Genomic DNA, 18,760 nt, shown 5'->3' with positions numbered 1-18,760 from the left:
GATCGACCTTGGCGCTGGGTGGGGCTATCTGTCCCGCGCCATCCTGTCGCGCGCCGGTGTCAAAGAACTCCATCTGGTGGAGGCGGACGCAAACGCGCTGGACTGCGCCCGCACCAATATCACCGACCCGCGCGCGCAATTCCACTGGGCCGATGCGACCAGTTTCAAGCTTGATCGCGGCGTCGATGCGGTGGTGTGCAACCCGCCGTTTCACACCACGCGCGACGCTGACCCTGGCCTTGGCGCGGCTTTCATCCTAGCTGCGGCGAGGCTTTTGGCTCCGCATGGCACGCTCTGGCTCGTCGCGAACCGGCATTTGCCCTACGGCCGCACCCTCACCCCTTTATTTCGCGAAATCGAGGAGATCGGCAGCGATCCGCGCTTTCGCCTGACCCGCGCATCCCGACCGACACGGGCGCGCTGACCCAACATATTTGAAGGAGCCTGCACAATGTCCTTTTCCCTTTCTGGCAAGACCGCCATCGTCACCGGCTCTGCCGCAGGTATCGGCCTGTCGATTGCCCGGCATTTTCTGGCGAAAGGCGCGAATGTGATGTTCGCCGATATTGATGAGACGCGCCTCGGCAATGAATGTGCCGAGGAGGCGAAAGCCGAAGGGGCATTGCGCTTTTTCGGCGGCGATCTGCGTGAAAAGCTGACAATCGCCAACCTGCTTTCCGCCACCATCGACGCCTTTGACAAAGTGGATATTCTGGTCAACGCCAGCCGTTCGATGCAGCTTTCCGAGGCGCTGAACCCGGAAGAAGACGCGGTGGAGCAGATGTGGCAGCAAAACCTGATCACCAGTCTGCGCCTGTCGCAGATGACCGCCAAGCGGATGATCCTGCAAGCGGAGAAGGCCGGGATGACCGAAGGCATCATCGGCTCCATCATCAATCTGTCGTCTATCGCGGCACAGCGGGTCCAGCCCGAGCTTTTGGGTTATGCGATTTCCTGTGCGGCGGTGGAACAGATGACCCGTTCGCTTGCCGTCGCCCTTGCGCCTGAACGCATCCGAGTCAACGCCGTCTCTTTCGGATCGGTGATGAGCGAGAGTTTGCAGCGTTCGTTGAAAGAGAATCCCGATTTCCGCAGCGCGATCACCGCAGCGACGCCTTTGGGGCGCATCGCCGCCGCCGATGAATTGGCCGAAACCGTGCAATACCTCGCATCGGACGCCTCCAGCTTCATGACGGGGGAGATTGTACGGATTGACGGCGGGCGCTCACTGCTCGATGCGGCGGTTGCGCCTGCGCACTAAGGCGCAGCGCAGTGATACGACGTGACCGGATCTATTCCGGATGCGCCAGTTTGCAGCCAGCGATTGCGGGGCGTGCCGCCTTTTCCAGTTGCACCCGCTTTTTCTTCAACTCGCCCAGAGTTTGCCGCTGATCGGCAAGGTTGATCGCCTTGGGCCTGGTTTCGGTATAGTCATAGCTTTGCAGGCACATTTCGGCGGGTTGCGCCGGGGTGGTCGCGGTGGCCGGGATCGCGGCGCGGCAAACCATCCAGCGGTCGCTGGTCATAACCACCTCTTCCAGCGCATAGCCGCGGTTCAGATTGCCTTGGGTTTCGACAATAAGCTGATCCACCACCCGCAGATCCCGTGTCGCCGCTGCGATGCAGCGTTCTTGCGGCGTGCCACATGCCGCCAACAGCGCAAGCGTCGAAATCAGGATAATCCGGACCCGCATGTTCAACCCCTCCGCAATGGTTTCAAATCGCAGTCTAGCCGCTTGCGAGCACGAAAGAAACCGGGGCATTGGCTTCGCCGATTGGCGCGAGACAGCGCAGGCGCGTCAGCCGCTCTCCCGCACCAACCGATAGCTGCCTTCCGGCAAATCCAGCGCCGCCATCAGATCCTGAACCTGCACCATGGACAGAGAGATCGTCACCGGTTCGCCGCTCCGCAGGTCCAATTGCTGCACAGTCACGCAGTCTTCAAACGCGGAGATTGTGACATCTTCGGCAAGGCTTGGCCCGGCTTCATCAATCAGGGTGATGACTGTGGCGTCAAATTCATGCTCGATGGTAAACATTGCGACAGATTAGCAAAGCCAACGATCAACGCAATGGCGGACACGCGGCGGACACGAACGGTCACAGCCAGGTGAAGGGCTTTTCCCCTGCGCTGCATCTGCTATGGAGTGGCATCGGTCAGGATGGAAACAAGATGCGCAAGCTCATTGCAGTGTTGGTTGGATTGGCACTTTCCGGTTGTGTCATGCCCGAAGAAGCGATCAAAACCGCACCGGAGCCCGTGCAGACAGCAACCACCAATCCCGGCGCCCCCCTGCCGCCGAATGTTGCCGCGCGGAATTTCGTCACAGCCGTAAACGCCGTGGAACCCGTGGCCGAGGCCTATTGCCGGGCGCAATCACGCGGCCAATCCTGCGACTTCCTGATCGTGATTGATGACCGGCCCAGTCAAGCGCCGAATGCGTTTCAAACCCTTGATCCCAATGGCCGCCCCATACTCGCGTTCAACCTTGCCCTGATCGCAAACGCCCGCAACATTGACGAACTGGCCTTCGTCATCGGCCACGAATCGGCGCATCACATCCTGAGCCATATCCCGCAAACCCAGCAAAGCGCGTCGCAAGGGGCGTTGCTGGCTGGCTTGCTGGTTGCGGTTGGTGGCGGCGGCGCCGGGGCGATTGAACAGGCACAACAAATCGGTGCCTCGGTTGGCGCACGGCGTTTTTCCAAAGGCTTCGAGTTGGAGGCAGACGCGCTCGGGGCCGAGATCACCGAACGTGCCGGGTTCGACGCTTTGCGCGGTGCAGCGTTTTTCGACAGGCTCGCCGACCCCGGAAACCAATTCCTTGGCAGCCATCCACCGAACGCGGAACGCCGGGCAACCGTCGCCCGTGCCGTAGCGGCCATGCGGCAATAACCGCTCTGTAGCGTCGCCACCTGCGCAAACACCCCTTGCCCCTCCGCGTCGACGAAGGCACTCTGACGCGCATCAAGGATCAAGGCGGGCAAGATGATTTCAAAATGGCGGCTCTACCTCAAGTTGCTATTGGAGAAACTCTGGGTCGTTGCCCTGCTCTATGCCATGCTTGCGGTCCTGACGACGGTTGCTGCGCGTTTCCTCGGCCCTTGGCTGCCCGAAAGCCTTGGTGAAACCCTTGGTGCGGGCTCGACTGAGGCGGTTCTGACCATCCTTGCCAGTTCCATGCTCTCGGTCGTCACCTTCTCGCTTGGGATCATGGTGTCGGCGTTTTCCGGTGCTGCCGCATCGGTCAGTCCGCGCGCCATCGCTGTGCTGAAAACCGACCGAACGACGCAACGGGTGCTGGCGACGTTTCTGGGTGCCTTTGTCTACAGCCTGATCGGCATCATCGCAATCAAGGGCGGACTTTATTCCGCCAACAGCCGACTGGTATTGTTCATCGTGACCGTCGTGCTGGTGCTGATCATCGTCATCACGATGCTGCGCTGGATCAATCATCTGACCGTTTTCGGCCTGATGACCGATTCCATCGACAAGGTGGAGGTGGCGACAGAAAAGGCGCTGACCGCACGGATCGACAACCCGTTTCTGGGGGGGCACGGCCATTTTCTACCGCCGCCACCGGAGGCGAAGCCGATCACCCAACCGAAGATCGGCTATATCCGATATGTGCATATGGACGGATTGCAGGACACCGCAGAAGAAATTGGCGCGCAGATCTATCTTGCGGCTTTACCGGGCAGTTTCGTTCATCCCGGCAAGGTGGTTGCCTATGTGCTCGGCCCCGAAATGCCCAAAGACGAACAGATTCACGATGCGTTTTCGGTCGGCGACACCCGCAGTTATGAGCAAGACCCGCGTTTCGGCATTACGGTGCTCAGCGAGATCGCAGAGCGCGCGCTGTCCCCCGCGGTGAACGACCCCGGCACCGCGATTGATGTCTTGGGACGCTCCGTGCGCCTGCTGGCGCTGCTGGGAAATGAACATGGCCACGAATTGCGCTTTCCCCGTGTTTGGGTGCCGCCGCTGTCGCTGACCGATATGTTCAACGATATCTTCCCGGCAATTGCGCGCGACGGTGCCGCGACGTTCTCGGTTCAGATCAGGTTGCAGAAATGTTTGCTCGCCTTGGCCCAGATCGCGCCGCACCGGTTCGGGAAACTTGCGCAGGCGCAATCGGAAGAGGCACTTGGTCGCTGCAAGGACAGGTTGATCGTTTCTGAAGTGGCCGCCGTCGCCTCCGTCGCGGCGCAGATTGCCGACGTGGCGCAACCTCGCGTCAAAAGCCCGATCTGACATGCTGCAATTGATGAATGCCGTCAGTGATCGGGGGTCGCGCTATGCGGTATCAGGCGGCGCTGTAACGGACCGCGCGGGGGTGGATGCCTTCCTGCGCACGCTCAAATCCAGCAAGAAATTTGCCAAGGCGACCCATAATTCCTGGGCCGCCGTGCTGTTGAATGAAGGGCCGCTGCGAAACGATGATGGCGAAAGCGGTGCGGCAGCGGCGATTCTGCGGATGCTTGAACGCGAGGGTGTGACCGATCACATCGTCGTGGTCACGCGCTGGTATGGTGGCGTCAACCTTGGCGGCGACCGTTTCCGCCATGTCACCACCTGCACCCGCGCCTATCTTGACGCGCTGCTGCGCGGCGACTCGTCTTGATCTATTTGCCGATCTTCGGCTCTGTCCCGTCCTTGATGCGCTTGATATTCGCGGCGTGGCGCCAATAGACCAACAAGGTCAACACCATCCCCAGCAGCATCATCTGACCATGGCCGAAAGCGATCATCCACAAAGTGGAGGATGCTGCCGCGCAAAGCGCCGCCAGCGACGACATGCGCCAGATCAGCGCGACGGCCAGCCATGTTGCACAGACCGCCAGCCCCAGCGGCCAAGCCAACGCCAGTAACACCCCCAGAAAAGTTGCAACACCTTTGCCGCCCTTGAACCCCGACCACACCGGGAAGATATGGCCGATAAATGCTGAGAAACCTGCGAGTTGCGCCGCATCCTCACCCAGCATCGCCCGCGCGACAAGGACCGCAACAGCACCTTTGCCAGCGTCGAGCAGCAATGTTGCCAATGCCGCCCCCTTGTTCCCGGTGCGCAAGACATTGGTAGCTCCGGTGTTGCCGGACCCGATGGCGCGTAAATCGCCAAGGCCAAGCGCCCGCGTGATGACAACCCCGAACGGAACCGAGCCCAGCAGGTAGGCAAGCACCGCCACGATCAAAAGTTCCCACGACCCGGAGGTGATCACTGGCATTATGTGTCTCCCTTTCCAAACACCTGGCGCCCAGCCACGAAAGTCGCGATCACCCGCCCTTCCATCCGCTGCCCGTCAAATGGCGTATTCTTTGATTTTGACAATAGCGTGGCACGGTCCAACACGAAAGGCGCATCCGGATCGAACAGCACCAGATCCGCTGGCGCCCCTTCTGCCATCCGCCCTTGCGGCAGCCCAAGCAGTTTGGCAGGGTTAAACGCCATCGCGCGAAACAGCCACGGCAAATCCATCGCACCTGCATGATAAAGCCGCATAGCCGCCGGCAGAAACGTCTGTAACGCCACCGCTCCAGCGGCTGCTTCCTCAAACGGCAGGCGCTTGCTTTCCTCATCGGCAGGCGTGTGCATCGAACAGATCACGTCGATCAACCCCGAAGCCACCGCCTCCAGCACCGCTTTTCGGTCCTCCTCTGACCGCAAAGGTGGCGAGAACTTGAAGAAGCTCCGATAATCGCCCACATCCAATTCATTCAGCGTCAGGTGATGAATGGAAACTCCCGCTGTGACCGGCAACCCATTCCGCTTGGCGCGCTCAAGCGGCGGCAAAGACCGCGCGCAGGTGATCTGATCGGCATGGTAGCGCGCGCCCGTCATCTCGATCATGCCCAGATCACGGTCCAGCCCAATCCGCTCCGCCATCGGATGCACATCTGGCAAACCGAGCAAGGACGCAAACTTCCCATTCGTCATCGATGCGCCCACCGACAATCCGGGGTCTTGCGGATGCCCGATGACCAAGGCGTCAAGGCTGCGCGCATATTTCAGCGCCCGACCCAAGACCTTGGTATCGCTGACAACATGGTCGCAATCCGTAAAGGCAATCGCACCTGCATCGAGCAAAAACCCGATCTCGGTCATTTCTCGCCCCAAGCGCCCCTTGGTCAGCGCAGCCATATGCCGGATGCGCACTGGAATATCCGCCGCCCGTCGAGTCACGAATTCCAGCACCTCCGGCGTGTCAATCGCGGGGTTTGTGTCGGGCCGCGCGATGATCGTCGTCACCCCACCCGCCGCTGCCGCCAACCCGGCGGAGCGGAAGCTCTCGCGGTGTCGCTCTCCCGGTTCGCCGATCTTGACACCGATATCCACGATCCCCGGTGCCAACACCTTGCCACCGCAGTCAATCACCTTCGCGCCCTTGGGCGAGGAAACCGCCCCGATTGCCGCGATCAGGCCGGCATCCAGCACCAGATTACCGGTCGTTTCTGTTCCCGCCTCCGGGTCGATAATCAAAGCGTTTTCGAGAAAGATCGTCATGCCTGCCCTCGCTGGCTACGCCGGATCAGCGTGTAAGCCGCCGTGCTCTCAGGGATGCATTGAAATTCCGATTGCATGCGCGACGCGTTGCCCGTCCCACAAAACCCCAGTGAAATGCGCACCCTGACGCTGGCTGTAGCGTCCACGACAACCGTGCCCCGAACCCGCGCAATCATACCAACACCCCGGCGGCTTTCGCGCCCCGCTCCGCGCGCAGATTGCGCGCCAGCAGGTCCATGCAGGCCATGCGTACCGCAACCCCCATTTCCACCTGCTCCTGAATCACAGATCGGTTGATGTCATCTGCCAACTCGCCATCAATCTCCACCCCGCGATTCATCGGGCCGGGGTGCATCACGATCGCATCCGGTTTGGCATGGCTCAGCTTCTCGGCATCAAGCCCGTAACGGTGGTAATACTCCCGCTCCGAGGGGATAAATCCACCATCCATCCGCTCCTTTTGCAGGCGCAGCATCATCACTACATCCGCGCCAGCCAAACCCTCGCGCATATTGTCAAACACCTCGCAGCCAAACTCCTCCACCCCCGAAGGCATCAGGGTCGGCGGCGCGATCAGGCGTATCCGGTTTTCCATCTTTCCCAGCAAGATCAGATTGCTGCGCGCCACCCGGCTATGTGCGACATCGCCACAAATCGCCACCGTCAACCGCTGTATCCGCCCCTTCGCCCGCCGAATGGTCAGCGCATCCAGAAGCGCCTGCGTTGGATGCTCATGCCGCCCATCCCCCGCATTCAACACCGCGCAATTCACCTTTTCCGCCAACAGGTTCACCGCGCCCGACGCCCCATGCCGCACTACCAGCAAATCCGGGTGCATCGCGTTCAGCGTCAGCGCGGTATCAATCAGCGTCTCGCCCTTTTTTACGCTCGACTGCGCCACCGACATATTCATCACATCCGCACCAAGCCGCTTGCCCGCCAGCTCAAAACTCGCCTGCGTCCGGGTAGAGGCCTCAAAGAACATGTTGATCTGCGTCATCCCCGCCAGCGCGTCGGATTTCTTGATCGAACGACGGTTGAGGTCGACATATTTATCCGCCAAATCCAAAATGGCACGGATTTCATCCGGGGCAAGATGCTGGATCCCCAGCAAATGACGTGCGCGAAAACTCATCTTTTTCCCCGGTCTGGCTCCAGCGCTTATGCCAAACCCCGCAACTTAGGGCAACTGCTTCGGGGCCAGAAGCGGGCCAAGATGCGGCTCGCACCATGTTTCGGGCATTTGCTCATAAGTCTTGTAAAACCCTATCCCAGTGAAGGACCAGCGATAACGTCGCTGTTCATCGTCCCGTCCAATCAGCAACAAGATCACCCAAGGGCCCGCCGTCGCTTTGCCCATCCTCATAGCCATCAAATCTTGCAAATTGCGCGGGGCATGCAACGTTTCACCCAGCATCAAGCAACGCGGCGCCGACCATGCACGTCCATCTGATGCACGCGAGACGCGCGACGGGTCATTCATGCCACTGTCAACCACCAGCGCTATCAACCCAAGCGACACTCCTAAGGGAAGCATACGCATCCAACCCCGCAACCATTTCAGCACAACCAATGCCACAACTATCCCGACACCAATCACAACCATATGAACCGCCACAGGCCGCGCAACCCCACGCAAATACCAACTCAACATTGCAAACACCGCAATCGCGATGCACAGACCCACAAGGCCCCACACCCCTATGGTCAAAAGCATCAGTGGTTGGGCATCGTGCCCGGCATCCTCCAAAGCACCGAACCACCACCTCTCCCCTCCTGCGCGAACCAGAACGCCAAGCCCGAATGTCCCTGCTGTATAAAGCGCCGCATCAAGGATTAACTGGCTGTATCCGTAGCCAAAGCCATTTGCATAAACATCTTGAAACAAAAACCGCGAAGGGCAGCAGCAAAACCACCGCAAAGCGCTGCCCCAGGCACGCAGAGCGCAGTCATCCCGCCAAAAAAAACAAGAATTGCGAATGCCATCATCCCTTGCTTGTAAGGTGTAGCGCAAATCTGTGGCAATCCCACAACTCAATTCCCTTTCATCTTGGCGCAAATACCTGCGCACGCCGCGGCACGCGGCGCCCGGCCCAACGGGATAAGCGGCACTCGCCGCGCAGACGGGCGGGAGAGGCTCGCCATTCGCCGCCTTGCCCCAACGCACCCCCGGCCCTATTCTGGCCTCATGGGAATCGACCTGCACCTTACTGAAAACGACTGGCACGCGACCCTTGCCGCCCTGTGCTGGCAGGTCGATCTTGGTGTGACCGAAGTAATGGCCGAAGCCCCGATTGACCGTTACAGCCTGCCCGACAAGCTGGAAGCACCGAAGACAAAGCCCGTGGCAGAGGTCAAATCCGCCGCTCCTCCCGGCATCGACGCGGTTCAAATCGCACGCGACTGCGCCGCTGCCTGTGGCGATCTGTCCGGGCTGCGCGATGCGCTTGCCGCTTTTGAGCTTTGTGAGTTGAAGAAGGGCGCGCGGCAACTGGTGTTTTCTGACGGAAATCCCGCAGCGCGCCTGATGGTTGTCGGTGAAGCCCCCGGCCGCGATGAGGATCGCGCGGGCAAGCCCTTCATTGGCCAGGCGGGTCAGCTCCTTGACCGGATGCTGGCTGCAATCGGCATCTCACGCACAGAGAAAGACAGCGCCAAAGCAGCCTATATCACCAATGTCATCCCTTGGCGTCCTCCTGCCAATCGCGATCCAACGCCTGAGGAAATCGCGATGATGCAGCCATTCCTCTCGCGCCACATCGCGCTGGCAAAGCCACATGTCATCATTGCCATGGGCAACACGTCTTGCGCGGCGCTGCTCGGGACGCGTGGCATCATGCGCCTGCGCGGCAACTGGGCCGAGACCCAAGGGATTCCCGTCATGCCGATGGCGCACCCGGCCTATTTGCTGCGCAACGCAGCGGCCAAACGCGACGCATGGGCCGACTTGCTGATGGTTCAGGCGAGGCTCCGGTCGCCATGATCCTTGCCGTCGATCCGCTGGCGCTGCTGACCTTTGCTCCGGCGGCTTTCGCGCTGAACCTGACGCCGGGGGCGGATATGATGTTCAGTCTGGGTCAGGGGTTGCGTTCGGGACCGCGCGCCGCTCTGGCTGCCGCTGCCGGGATCACGGCTGGTGGGATGGTGCATGTCACTGTAGCGGGGCTAGGGCTTGGTGCCTTGGTCGCGGCGCACCCCGGCCTTTTTGATACCATCCGCTGGTTTGGCGTCGGCTATCTTTTGTGGCTCGCGCTGGACGCGCTGCGACATCATGGGTTGCCACGCTCCTCCGCGCCCGCAGTTTCGCCCTTGCGCGCCTTTCGCGATGGCGCTTTGGTGAATTTGTCGAACCCCAAGGTCATCCTGTTCACGCTCGCCTTCATTCCGCAATTTGTCGATCCCGCGCGTGGCCATGTGCTGGCGCAATTCCTGATTTTCGGCACGGTTCTGGGCTTCGGCGGGATGATCGTCAACTCCACTGTTGGCATCTTTGCCGCAGGCCTGGGCCGCCGCCTAGCCACATCACCGCAGGTTTCAAAAGGCTTGGGCTGGGTCAGTGCGGTGATATTCAGCGCCCTCGCCCTGCGCCTTGCCCTTTTACAAAAGGTCTGACCCAATGTCGCTCATTGACGAAAACAAGCCCTTCCTGCCGATCCGCATTGCGGTGCTGACAGTGTCCGACAGCCGCAGCCTTGCCGAGGACAAATCCGGTGACACGCTGGTCCACCGCCTGACCGACGCCGGGCACAGCCTTGCCGCCCGCGACATTATTCGCGATGATCGGGTTGAGATTGCCAGTATGTTGCGGGGTTGGTGCGCCGATCCGGGCATCGACGTGATCATTTCCACCGGTGGCACCGGACTGACCGGGCGCGATGTGACAGTGGAGGCGCATCGCGATGTTTACGAGAAAGAGATTGAGGCCTTCGGTACGGTCTTCACCATGATCTCCATGCAGAAGATCGGAACTTCGGCGGTTCAGAGCCGTGCCACTGGTGGCGTGGCGAATGGCACCTATCTGTTCGCGCTGCCCGGCAGCCCTGGTGCCTGTCGCGATGCCTGGGACGAGATTTTGCGCTGGCAATTTGATTATCGTCATCGGCCCTGCAATTTCGTCGAGATCATGCCACGACTGGATGAGCATTTGCGCAGAAAATAAGGGAACGGGCTGGTGCCCGTTGCCTCCGGCGGGGATATTTTTGAACAGATGATATGGGGAGTTTACAGACCCCCGACCAGCGTTTCGGTCAGTTGGCTCCGTGGGTCTTCCATCGCGTCGATCACGTCGAAGTGGTGTTTGCCGGGGGCGACGGTCCAGGGGCAGGCCCAGTGTTCGGACAGGAGGCGGGCCTGCCAGAGGAAAGCCGGGCGTTCCTGCCCGCCGACCCAGACATGCACCTGAGTGTTTGGGCGCAGGGTCAGGCGCGCCGGGCTTTCGGTCGCGATTTCTGCGGCATCGAAATGCAGGACATTTTGCATCTGGGTTTGGGCGAGTTCGTCAAGATCCGCCAGCGGCGAGATCGGCACCACCCGCGCGACGGTTGCGGTGATGTCGGTGCAGCCCATGCGCGCGCTCAGATGCCCACCCGCGGAATGGCCGGTCACCACTTGCGGGCCGGGAATATGCGTGGCGATAACGCCAAGGGCGCGTTGCATTTCCTGGGTCATGGCAGCGATGCGCGCCTCCGGTGCCAACGTGTAGCTAGGCATTGCGCAGGCCCAGCCGCGCGCCAACACGCCTGCTGCCAGATGCGACCAGAGGGTGTGATCGCCCGCCAGCCAATAGCCGCCGTGGATGAAGGTCACGCAGCCTTTTGCCTCGCCTTCGGGCAAAAACAGATCAAAGCGATGCCGTGCCTCGGGCCCATATTCCAACCCCAGCCTTGCGCGCGCGCCCATCTCATCACGGAACACCCCCGCTTTGCTCGCCCAATGCGCGAGAAAACCATCACCCCCCGGAATAAACGCCCCATTGGCATAGGCCCGATCCATATCCATCGCTTCTCTCCATTTTTCGCCGCTGAACTGGACTTCCCGGCGCTGACATGGTTTGCATATTCCAACTCAAAAGTGGAGGCATCAATGCTTGATACGGCTACCGATCTTCGTTCCTTGCTCAAGGACGCCAGCCTGCTGGTCACCAAGGCCTTTGTCGCGGGCGAATGGGTGGAGGCGGATGACGGCACCCGCTTTGCCGTCAGCAACCCCGCGCGCGGCGATGTAATTTGCGAAGTGCCGAACCTTGGCCGGGCGGAAACCGCACGCGCGATTGCCGCTGCCGAGGTGGCCCGCAAGGCTTGGGCGGCGCGCACCGGCAAGGACCGCGCCGGCATATTGCGCAAATGGCATGATCTGATGATCGCCAATGCCGACGACCTTGGCGCGATCCTCACCGCCGAGATGGGCAAACCTTTGGCCGAGGCGAAGGGAGAGGTGATTTATGGTGCCTCCTTCGTGGAATGGTTCGCGGAAGAGGCCAAGCGGGTTTACGGCGAAACCATCCCCGGCCATCAGCCGGACAAACGGATTACCGTGCTGAAACAGCCGATCGGGGTTGCGGCCTCAATCACGCCGTGGAACTTTCCCAATGCGATGATCGCGCGCAAGGTGGCCCCGGCGCTGGCGGTGGGTTGCGGATTTGTCGCGCGGCCCGCTGCCGAAACCCCGCTTTCGGCTTTGGCGATGGCGGTGTTGGCGGAACGCGCCGGAGTGCCGAAAGGGTTGTTTTCGGTGATCACCTCCAAACGCTCCTCTGATATCGGCAAGGAGTTCTGCGAAAACCCGATTGTTCGCAAGCTGACCTTCACCGGGTCCACCGAGGTCGGGCGTATTTTGCTGCGCCAGGCTGCCGATCAGGTGATGAAATGTTCGATGGAATTGGGTGGCAACGCGCCGTTCATCGTGTTTGACGATGCCGATCTGGACAAGGCGGTGGAGGGGGCGATGATCTCCAAGTTCCGCAACAACGGTCAGACCTGCGTTTGCGCCAACCGGATCTATGTGCAGGCGGGGGTGTATGACGCCTTTGCCGAAAAGCTGGCAGCAGCGGTGACGAAGCTGAACGTCGGTGACGGGTTGAAGGACGGCGTGACCACCGGGCCGCTGATCAATGAAGCAGCGGTTGTAAAGGTCGAGGAACATATCGCAGATGCACTGTCCGGGGGCGGCAAGGTTGTGACCGGTGGCCAGCGTCACGCGCTTGGTGGCACGTTCTTTGAGCCGACAATCATCACTGGCGTCACCAATGACATGAAGGTGACAACCGAGGAAACCTTTGGCCCGCTTGCGCCCTTGTTCAAGTTTGATACCGAGGAAGAAGTGATCGCGCGTGCCAATGATACCATTTTTGGTCTGGCCTCGTACTTCTATGCCCGCGATATCGGCCGCATCACCCGCGTTCAGGAGCAGCTTGAATACGGCATGGTCGGCGTGAACACCGGCTTGATTTCAACCGAGGTTGCGCCGTTTGGCGGGGTGAAGCAATCAGGACTTGGCCGCGAAGGATCGCATCACGGAATCGAGGACTATCTGGAAATGAAGTATATTTGCCTGTCGGTTTGAAACGGCTGGATGGATTGATCGGGAAAGGGGCGCGCGTTGCGCCCTTTTTCATTGCAACTACAAATTTCGCAAGCCATTGGCAATCGGCGCATTTTCCGTATTGCTATCCGATAGCAGCGCGCTGTTTTTGCCTAACATCGCGGCATCCTTCATGGTTTTCCCATCGCCCCGCTGCTGGGGCTACTTCACCGGAAGGAACACCAGAATGCTGCTCAGATCCAGAATCGCCGCGAGCCTCACCGCCGTTACCATTGCGCTTGGCTCCACCGCCCCTGCCGAGGCCTTGGGCCGCAATGAGCGGAATTTCCTGAAAGGCATTGCTGCCGCGCTGATCGTCGGAGCGATTGTCAATGAGGGGCGCAAATCACATGCGGCCCCCGCGCCACAACCGCTCTACCGTGAACCGGTTTACCGGCAACCGACTTACCGCGAACCCCAGCGCCAACAACCGACCTATCAACCGCAACGCAAGCCCGGCCGCATCATCGGTTCATCTGGCGGCAATGCCAGCCAATACGGTTCCGGCGTGAACAATACCACCGCCGCGCGAGTGTTCAACAGTTACAGTCAGATGGAGCGCTTCCGGATTCAACGCCAGCTTGCAGCTTTTGGCTATTATTCCGGCAGCATCGACGGTTCTTTCGGACCGCGCACCTATCAGGCAATTTATCAATTTGCATTGGCGGGAGGCAAGCAGGAGGCATTGTCCAACACCTCAGGCGCCTATCAGGTTTATGACGCGCTGCTGGGCTAAATCGTCAACAGGAACGCCCTGAAAGCAAATGGGGGCGGCCCGTTCAGGCCGCCCCCATCCGAATTCCGTTGCAGGCAGATTATGCCAGCGCGAGGTTCGTTGCCGATTCGCGGCCGTCACGACCGGTTTCGATGTCAAAGGTCACTGCCTGACCGTCATCCAACTGACGGATGCCAGCGCGTTCCAGCGCCGAGATGTGAACGAACACGTCGCGGTTGCCGCCAGCCGGCGCGATAAATCCAAAACCCTTGGTTGCGTTAAACCATTTCACGGTGCCATTGGCCATCGTGAGATCTCCTTCATGTTTCGCTGCCCACGTTTTGCGGCAGCCCGGCTCTGTCAGATCAAGATCGAAAATACTGAAGCCGTGTGGAAACAGAAGGTCGAAAAAGAAAGCGTCGCAGGGGCTACATAAGCGTATTCCGGCAAAATAGCAAGGGATCCGGCAAATCGGTTGCGACATTTCGCCCAAGGCTTTAGCCTTCGCCAAAACAGCAAAGCAACTGACAGGTGCCCAATGTTTGACCGTATCCTCAGCTTCTTTTCCGCAGGCCACGGTTATCGCACCCCCTTGCCTGCGGCGGACGCCCAGCATGTGCTCGGGGCGCTGCTGGTGCGCGCGGCGCAGGCGGACAAGGCCTATCTGTTTCAGGAGGTGGAGCGGATCGACCGCATCCTCGCCAGACGTTTTGACCTGAACCCGCTGGAAGCCGCCAAAATGCGCGCGCAATGCGAACGGTTGAACGATGAAATGCCGGACACGGAAGAGCTTCTGACCAAACTCCATGACGCAATTGACGTGTCGGAACGCGAAGCCAGCCTGCGCGCGCTATGGCAGGTGGTGTTTGCCGATGGGCAGGAACATGAAACCGAGGATGCGTTCCTGACCCTTGCGCAGCAAACTCTTGGCGTCGATCCCGAAACCTGCGCCCGAATCCGCGAAGCTGTGTTGCAAGACCTCAAGACCGATTGAAAACAATGCGCCTCACGCTGAAATTTGTTCAACCGGCGGGTGATCGGCCCTTCCCCGCCTACCGCATTGGCCGTTTTCGGCGGTATGCCGCAGGCACATTCGGCGGCGGCGAAGCATCGCTTGCCTTCGCCGACCGCAATCCCCTCATTATCCGCGGACGGGGCGCAGACCCTGCGCGATAAAAGCAAAGGGGCAGCCATGCATGAGATCATCGAACCGCTTATCCACAAAGCCTCTGTTTCCGGCCTTTGCGTGCAGATCCGCAAAACAGGCCTGTCCATCGGTGATGTGGCGGAGTTGGGTTTGGCCGATGATGGCCGTATCGCCGTTTATGCCCGCATCGTGAAGCGCGGGTTTCTGTTGCGTCGCCCGGTTCGGGCGCTGGTGGGGTATCTGGGGCATCAGGCCAGCCAGATTCTGACCCCAGCTTTGCGCCGGGGTGCACCTTTGCGCGTCCGCGTTGTCAGCCTGACCCCGGAGCATCTCGCACCCGGAGGCAAGGCTGAAATGTCGGTCTCGGTCTGGGGGGCAAGGCCGATGCCGTTTCGCGTGAACGCAGACCCGGCCTGATGATTGGTCGCAGCCCCAGGGTATTCCGGTGCAGGAAAGGCCCGATAACGTGGAATATTCGCTGATTGCGATAAATCTTCCAAGGAATAGTCTTTGGCACCCGTCTGACCTATCGTGATGCTTATGGAAACGCCTGATGAACCGCTTGCCCTAGCCGCCGCTTCCGGTGACCGGACGGCTTTTGCCCAGCTTCTGGCGCGGCATTATGACCGGGTTTTCGGGTTGTGCTGGCGGCTGACTGGATCGAAACACGATGCGGAGGATCTGGCGCAGGACATTTGCGCGGCACTTCCGACAAAGTTGCAGGGCTTTCGCGGTGAAGCAAGGTTCTCGACCTGGCTTTACCGCGTCACCATCAACGCCGCCCATGATCGCCGCCGCCGCGCTGCAAGCCATGCCCGTGCTGCCATCGGTTGGGGCGATTGGGAGGTGAACCGGCAGGCGGAAATCTCAGAGGCGACAGCGGCGCAGGATTGGTTGACCACCGCGATGAACCGCCTGCCGCCGGAACTGCGCGATACCGTTGCCCTGACCTTGGGCGAAGGCCTGACCCAAGCCGAAGCCGCCGCCGTGCTTGGCCTGTCGGAAGGAACGATTGCCTGGCGCATGGCGGAGGTCAAGAAACACCTGCGCGCGCAAGTGGCCGAGGAGGCCCGGATATGACCGATGAATTCGACCACCTGCGCGATGCCCTGCGCAAAGCCCCCGCCCCGCAACCGGAGGCAAAAGCAGCAGCCATGCGCGCCGCGATGGAAAATTTTGACCGCGCCCACCAAGGAACCCGCGCCGCACCGCGTCCTATTCAAGACCGCCAGCCAAAGGCGGGTTTCTTGAAAGGAGTCTCCACCATGTTTTCCAAGCTGGGTTCCCGCCCGTTTCTTGCCGCAACCACCTCGGCCGCTGCCATCTGTCTTGGCCTGATTGTGTTCGTCCCGTACGGGGCGCAAAAGCCTGTCGCGCCGCCGCTGCCTGCCACGCCGGAACAAACAGTCAAGGGCCGTGCCTCCGTACCTGCGAAACCGGCGCAGTTGGCGGAGGAAAGCGCACCAAAGCCGCCTGCGCCGTCTTTTGCACCCGAATTGGCGCAAACTGCCCCGTCCTCCGTACCGGTTGAGGTCCAACCGGCGCCACCGCCTGCGGCACATGAGCAGACAGCGGATGCCGTCATGCCCCCCGTTGCCAACTTGGGCGTTATCGCCGAAAGCGACGAGGTGGCCGGCGCCCCCCTTCCCGCGCCAAGCTATGCCCCGACCGGCGCGCCGGAGTTGGCTCGGCGCAAAGTCAGTACGACCAATTCAACCGCGCCGATGAATGATATTGCCAGCGTGATCGGTACGGTTGAACGCGCAGAAGTGGCCCCCGATACCGAGGCATTCCCCCATGCCGAGGCGAACCCGATCAAGGTCGCGACCGAGGAGCCGGTCTCGACCTTCTCGATTGATGTCGATACGGCCAGCTATGCCGTCGTCCGTTCCTCTCTGATGCGGGGGCAAATGCCGCCCGTTGATGCGGTGCGGGTGGAGGAGATGATCAATTATTTTCCCTATGACTACCCCGGTCCCGCTGCGGGTGAGGCCCCGTTCAAGACCACGGTGACGGTGATGGGCACGCCTTGGAAGGCCGGCACGCGCCTGGTTCGGATCGGGGTGCAAGGCCGCCTGCCCGCCGTGGCAGATCGCCCGCCGCTCAACCTTGTGTTCCTGATCGACACCTCCGGATCGATGAACGAGGACAACAAACTGCCGCTGCTGAAACAATCGCTGCGCCTGCTGCTGCCGCAGCTTCGCCCCGAAGATGAGGTCGCCATCGTCACCTATGCCGGTTCGGCTGGCGAGGTGTTGCCACCGACCCGTGCCAAAAATGCAGCTCTTATCCTTGATGCGCTGGACCGGTTGCAGGCCGGCGGCTCCACCGCCGGGGCCGAAGGGTTGGAACTCGCCTACCGTGTCGCCGAAAAAATGACCGCGAAGGGAGAGGTTTCGCGGGTGTTGCTGGCGACGGACGGCGATTTCAACGTCGGCATTTCAGACCCCGAAGGGCTGGAGAAATATGTCGAGAAGAAGCGCAAGAGCGGGACATATCTGTCCGTTCTCGGCTTTGGGCGCGGTAATCTGGATGATGCGACGATGCAGGCGCTGGCGCAGTCCGGCAATGGCATTGCCTCTTATATCGACACGCTGCAAGAGGCGCGTAAAGTGCTGGTGGATCAACTGTCCGGCGCGTTGTTCCCGATTGCGGATGACGTAAAAATCCAGGTGGAATGGAACCCGGCAGAGGTCGCGGAATACCGCTTGATCGGCTATGAAACGCGCGCTTTGGCGCGGGAGGATTTCAACAATGACAAGGTGGATGCCGGCGAAATCGGTGCGGGCACGTCTGTCACAGCGTTATATGAAATCACCGCCCCCGGCAGCCCTGCCATCGCCAATGATGCCTTACGCTACAAGGAGCCACCGACGGGTGCGGAGAACGGCGAGTTGGGCTTTTTGCGCCTGCGGTACAAAGCACCCGGCGAAACCAAATCGCATCTGGTGGAAACCGCAATCCCGGCACCATCAGAGGCGGTGGATATGCCCGCGCCCAGCGCCGACGACAGGTTCGCCGCCTCCATTGCCGGTTTCGGCCAGTTGTTGACCGGTGGGAAATATCTGGGCGATTGGGGTTGGGATGATGCCATCGCCCTTGCGCTGGAAGGACGCGGCCCGGATGAATTCGGCTACCGGGCAGAGGCGATCAACCTGATGCGATTGGCAAAATCACTGTCGGGTCAGTAAAACTGAACCAGAAACCGCTGGCTGATTATTCGCAAATGAATCGTGGCCCTTTTTGAACCAGAGACCCGCCGGTTCGGCCCCGGCGGGTTTTCTGCTTGGTTCAATTCGCCGGAACCGTATCGAGATCGAATTGCAGCATCATCGGTCCCGACCCGGTATCCTCCGCCTCATCCACCAAGGCGGTCGCACCGCGTGTGGTGGTCCCAAATCCTGCCTCGAACAACGCCGCGTCAAAGCCTGTGCGGGTCGGCTGCACCCCCGCCGCGCGGGTCATCTCCACCGCGTCCTGTTCCAGAAAACCCAAATCCTCCACCTCGGTTTGCGGTTTGGCGGGGGTCATCACCACCACCAAGCGGTCGCGGCCAAAATTGCCATCGGTAACGCGCAGCAACCCCTTTTTCAACCGATCCCCCGGCAGCACACGGCCCTTGAACATATGACTGATCGAATAATCGGCACCGACATAGAGCACGTTGATATCAATCGGGAAATCATTATCATTCACCGCTTCGATATGCACCTGATCATCCGGGATCAACCGTGGCACGGGCGTTGCGGGCAAGTCGCGCAGGGTTGCATCGTCTTTGCTGCGCGTCAGCAGCTCAACCTCCACCTTCAAGCC

At 60.5% G+C, this 18,760-nt stretch carries 23 protein-coding genes; 14 read left to right on the top strand and 9 right to left on the bottom strand.

The genetic code is table 11. The features are described from left to right. On the top strand, positions 1-424 hold a 424-nt coding region (locus L0H65_RS02875), incomplete at its 5' end, for a class I SAM-dependent methyltransferase (protein ID WP_301457278.1). Positions 425-451: 27 nt separating this feature from the next. Beyond that, entirely contained in the window at positions 452-1,261 is an 810-nt protein-coding gene (locus L0H65_RS02870; protein ID WP_301457277.1) for an SDR family NAD(P)-dependent oxidoreductase, read from the top strand. A 31-nt stretch (positions 1,262-1,292) separates the two neighbouring features. On the opposite strand, the gene L0H65_RS02865 is transcribed toward L0H65_RS02870, so the two are convergent. Together L0H65_RS02865 and L0H65_RS02860 are read right to left on the bottom strand one after the other, a co-directional pair. Then, on the bottom strand, positions 1,293-1,694 hold the full coding sequence (locus L0H65_RS02865) for a hypothetical protein (RefSeq protein ID WP_301457276.1): 402 nt from the start codon (positions 1,692-1,694) through the stop codon (positions 1,293-1,295). 105 nt (positions 1,695-1,799) lie between these two features. Beyond that, positions 1,800-2,039 carry a hypothetical protein gene (locus L0H65_RS02860; protein WP_301457274.1) on the bottom strand — a complete coding sequence of 80 codons (240 nt, stop codon included), beginning with the start codon at positions 2,037-2,039 and terminating at the stop codon, positions 1,800-1,802. Between the two features lie 134 nt (positions 2,040-2,173). On the opposite strand from L0H65_RS02860, the gene L0H65_RS02855 reads away from it, so the two are divergent. The 3 genes from L0H65_RS02855 to L0H65_RS02845 all read left to right on the top strand — a co-directional run bounded on the left by L0H65_RS02855 (position 2,174) and on the right by L0H65_RS02845 (position 4,625). Then, positions 2,174-2,896: a M48 family metallopeptidase gene (locus L0H65_RS02855; protein WP_301457273.1), complete on the top strand. Its 723-nt coding sequence runs from the start codon at positions 2,174-2,176 to the stop codon at positions 2,894-2,896. A 93-nt stretch (positions 2,897-2,989) separates the two neighbouring features. Next, complete coding sequence (locus tag L0H65_RS02850) at positions 2,990-4,255, top strand: DUF2254 domain-containing protein (protein ID WP_301457272.1); 1,266 nt, start codon at positions 2,990-2,992, stop codon at positions 4,253-4,255. Position 4,256: 1 nt separating this feature from the next. Next, positions 4,257-4,625, top strand: coding sequence for a YigZ family protein (locus L0H65_RS02845; RefSeq protein ID WP_301457271.1), 369 nt, complete (start codon positions 4,257-4,259; stop codon positions 4,623-4,625). Position 4,626: 1 nt separating this feature from the next. On the opposite strand, the gene plsY is transcribed toward L0H65_RS02845, so the two are convergent. From plsY to L0H65_RS02825, 4 genes are all read right to left on the bottom strand, one after another. After that, positions 4,627-5,229 (bottom strand): glycerol-3-phosphate 1-O-acyltransferase PlsY, encoded by a 603-nt coding sequence (gene plsY / locus L0H65_RS02840; protein ID WP_301457269.1) that lies wholly within the window; start codon positions 5,227-5,229, stop codon positions 4,627-4,629. Next, positions 5,229-6,506 carry a dihydroorotase gene (gene pyrC, locus L0H65_RS02835; RefSeq protein ID WP_301457267.1) on the bottom strand — a complete coding sequence of 426 codons (1,278 nt, stop codon included), beginning with the start codon at positions 6,504-6,506 and terminating at the stop codon, positions 5,229-5,231. Before pyrC ends, plsY begins: the two co-directional genes overlap by 1 nt. Positions 6,507-6,678: 172 nt before the next feature. Beyond that, positions 6,679-7,641, bottom strand: coding sequence for an aspartate carbamoyltransferase catalytic subunit (locus tag L0H65_RS02830; RefSeq protein WP_301457266.1), 963 nt, complete (start codon positions 7,639-7,641; stop codon positions 6,679-6,681). 45 nt (positions 7,642-7,686) lie between these two features. Beyond that, on the bottom strand, positions 7,687-8,427 hold the full coding sequence (locus L0H65_RS02825) for a hypothetical protein (RefSeq protein ID WP_301457264.1): 741 nt from the start codon (positions 8,425-8,427) through the stop codon (positions 7,687-7,689). Between the two features lie 267 nt (positions 8,428-8,694). On the opposite strand from L0H65_RS02825, the gene L0H65_RS02820 reads away from it, so the two are divergent. From L0H65_RS02820 to moaB, 3 genes are read left to right on the top strand one after another with little or no spacing between them, the layout of a single operon-like run. Continuing rightward, positions 8,695-9,489 carry a uracil-DNA glycosylase family protein gene (locus L0H65_RS02820; RefSeq protein WP_301457263.1) on the top strand — a complete coding sequence of 265 codons (795 nt, stop codon included), beginning with the start codon at positions 8,695-8,697 and terminating at the stop codon, positions 9,487-9,489. After that, positions 9,486-10,118 (top strand): LysE family translocator, encoded by a 633-nt coding sequence (locus tag L0H65_RS02815; RefSeq protein ID WP_301457262.1) that lies wholly within the window; start codon positions 9,486-9,488, stop codon positions 10,116-10,118. Before L0H65_RS02820 ends, L0H65_RS02815 begins: the two co-directional genes overlap by 4 nt. A gap of 4 nt (positions 10,119-10,122) precedes the next feature. Beyond that, entirely contained in the window at positions 10,123-10,665 is a 543-nt protein-coding gene (gene moaB, locus L0H65_RS02810) for a molybdenum cofactor biosynthesis protein B (RefSeq protein ID WP_301457260.1), read from the top strand. 62 nt (positions 10,666-10,727) lie between these two features. Here moaB and L0H65_RS02805 read toward each other — a convergent pair whose 3' ends face one another. Beyond that, entirely contained in the window at positions 10,728-11,504 is a 777-nt protein-coding gene (locus tag L0H65_RS02805) for an alpha/beta hydrolase (protein WP_301457258.1), read from the bottom strand. Between the two features lie 84 nt (positions 11,505-11,588). Between L0H65_RS02805 and L0H65_RS02800 the strand changes: the two genes are divergently transcribed. Together L0H65_RS02800 and L0H65_RS02795 are read left to right on the top strand one after the other, a co-directional pair. Further along, positions 11,589-13,067, top strand: coding sequence for an NAD-dependent succinate-semialdehyde dehydrogenase (locus L0H65_RS02800; protein ID WP_301457257.1), 1,479 nt, complete (start codon positions 11,589-11,591; stop codon positions 13,065-13,067). 205 nt (positions 13,068-13,272) lie between these two features. After that, positions 13,273-13,821, top strand: a complete 549-nt coding sequence (locus tag L0H65_RS02795) for a peptidoglycan-binding domain-containing protein (RefSeq protein WP_301457256.1) — start codon at positions 13,273-13,275, stop codon at positions 13,819-13,821. Positions 13,822-13,900: 79 nt separating this feature from the next. On the opposite strand, the gene L0H65_RS02790 is transcribed toward L0H65_RS02795, so the two are convergent. Then, entirely contained in the window at positions 13,901-14,107 is a 207-nt protein-coding gene (locus L0H65_RS02790) for a cold-shock protein (RefSeq protein WP_127046095.1), read from the bottom strand. 231 nt (positions 14,108-14,338) lie between these two features. On the opposite strand from L0H65_RS02790, the gene L0H65_RS02785 reads away from it, so the two are divergent. The 4 genes from L0H65_RS02785 to L0H65_RS02770 all read left to right on the top strand — a co-directional run bounded on the left by L0H65_RS02785 (position 14,339) and on the right by L0H65_RS02770 (position 18,138). Next, on the top strand, positions 14,339-14,794 hold the full coding sequence (locus tag L0H65_RS02785; protein WP_301457253.1) for a TerB family tellurite resistance protein: 456 nt from the start codon (positions 14,339-14,341) through the stop codon (positions 14,792-14,794). A 198-nt stretch (positions 14,795-14,992) separates the two neighbouring features. Further along, positions 14,993-15,364 carry a hypothetical protein gene (locus tag L0H65_RS02780; RefSeq protein WP_301457251.1) on the top strand — a complete coding sequence of 124 codons (372 nt, stop codon included), beginning with the start codon at positions 14,993-14,995 and terminating at the stop codon, positions 15,362-15,364. A 123-nt stretch (positions 15,365-15,487) separates the two neighbouring features. Next, on the top strand, positions 15,488-16,027 hold the full coding sequence (locus L0H65_RS02775; RefSeq protein WP_301457249.1) for an RNA polymerase sigma factor: 540 nt from the start codon (positions 15,488-15,490) through the stop codon (positions 16,025-16,027). Further along, positions 16,024-18,138, top strand: coding sequence for a VWA domain-containing protein (locus tag L0H65_RS02770; protein ID WP_301457248.1), 2,115 nt, complete (start codon positions 16,024-16,026; stop codon positions 18,136-18,138). The genes L0H65_RS02775 and L0H65_RS02770 overlap by 4 nt, the downstream gene beginning before the upstream one ends. Before the next feature lie 100 nt (positions 18,139-18,238). Here the strand turns inward: L0H65_RS02770 and L0H65_RS02765 are convergent. Next, the coding region (locus L0H65_RS02765) for a hypothetical protein (protein ID WP_301457246.1) at positions 18,239-18,760 on the bottom strand (522 nt) is incomplete at its 5' end.

The sequence above is a fragment of the Pseudorhodobacter sp. genome (genome assembly GCF_030452865.1).
Classification (GTDB): domain Bacteria; phylum Pseudomonadota; class Alphaproteobacteria; order Rhodobacterales; family Rhodobacteraceae; genus Pseudorhodobacter.
This window is presented reverse-complemented; position numbering and strand designations above follow the sequence as displayed.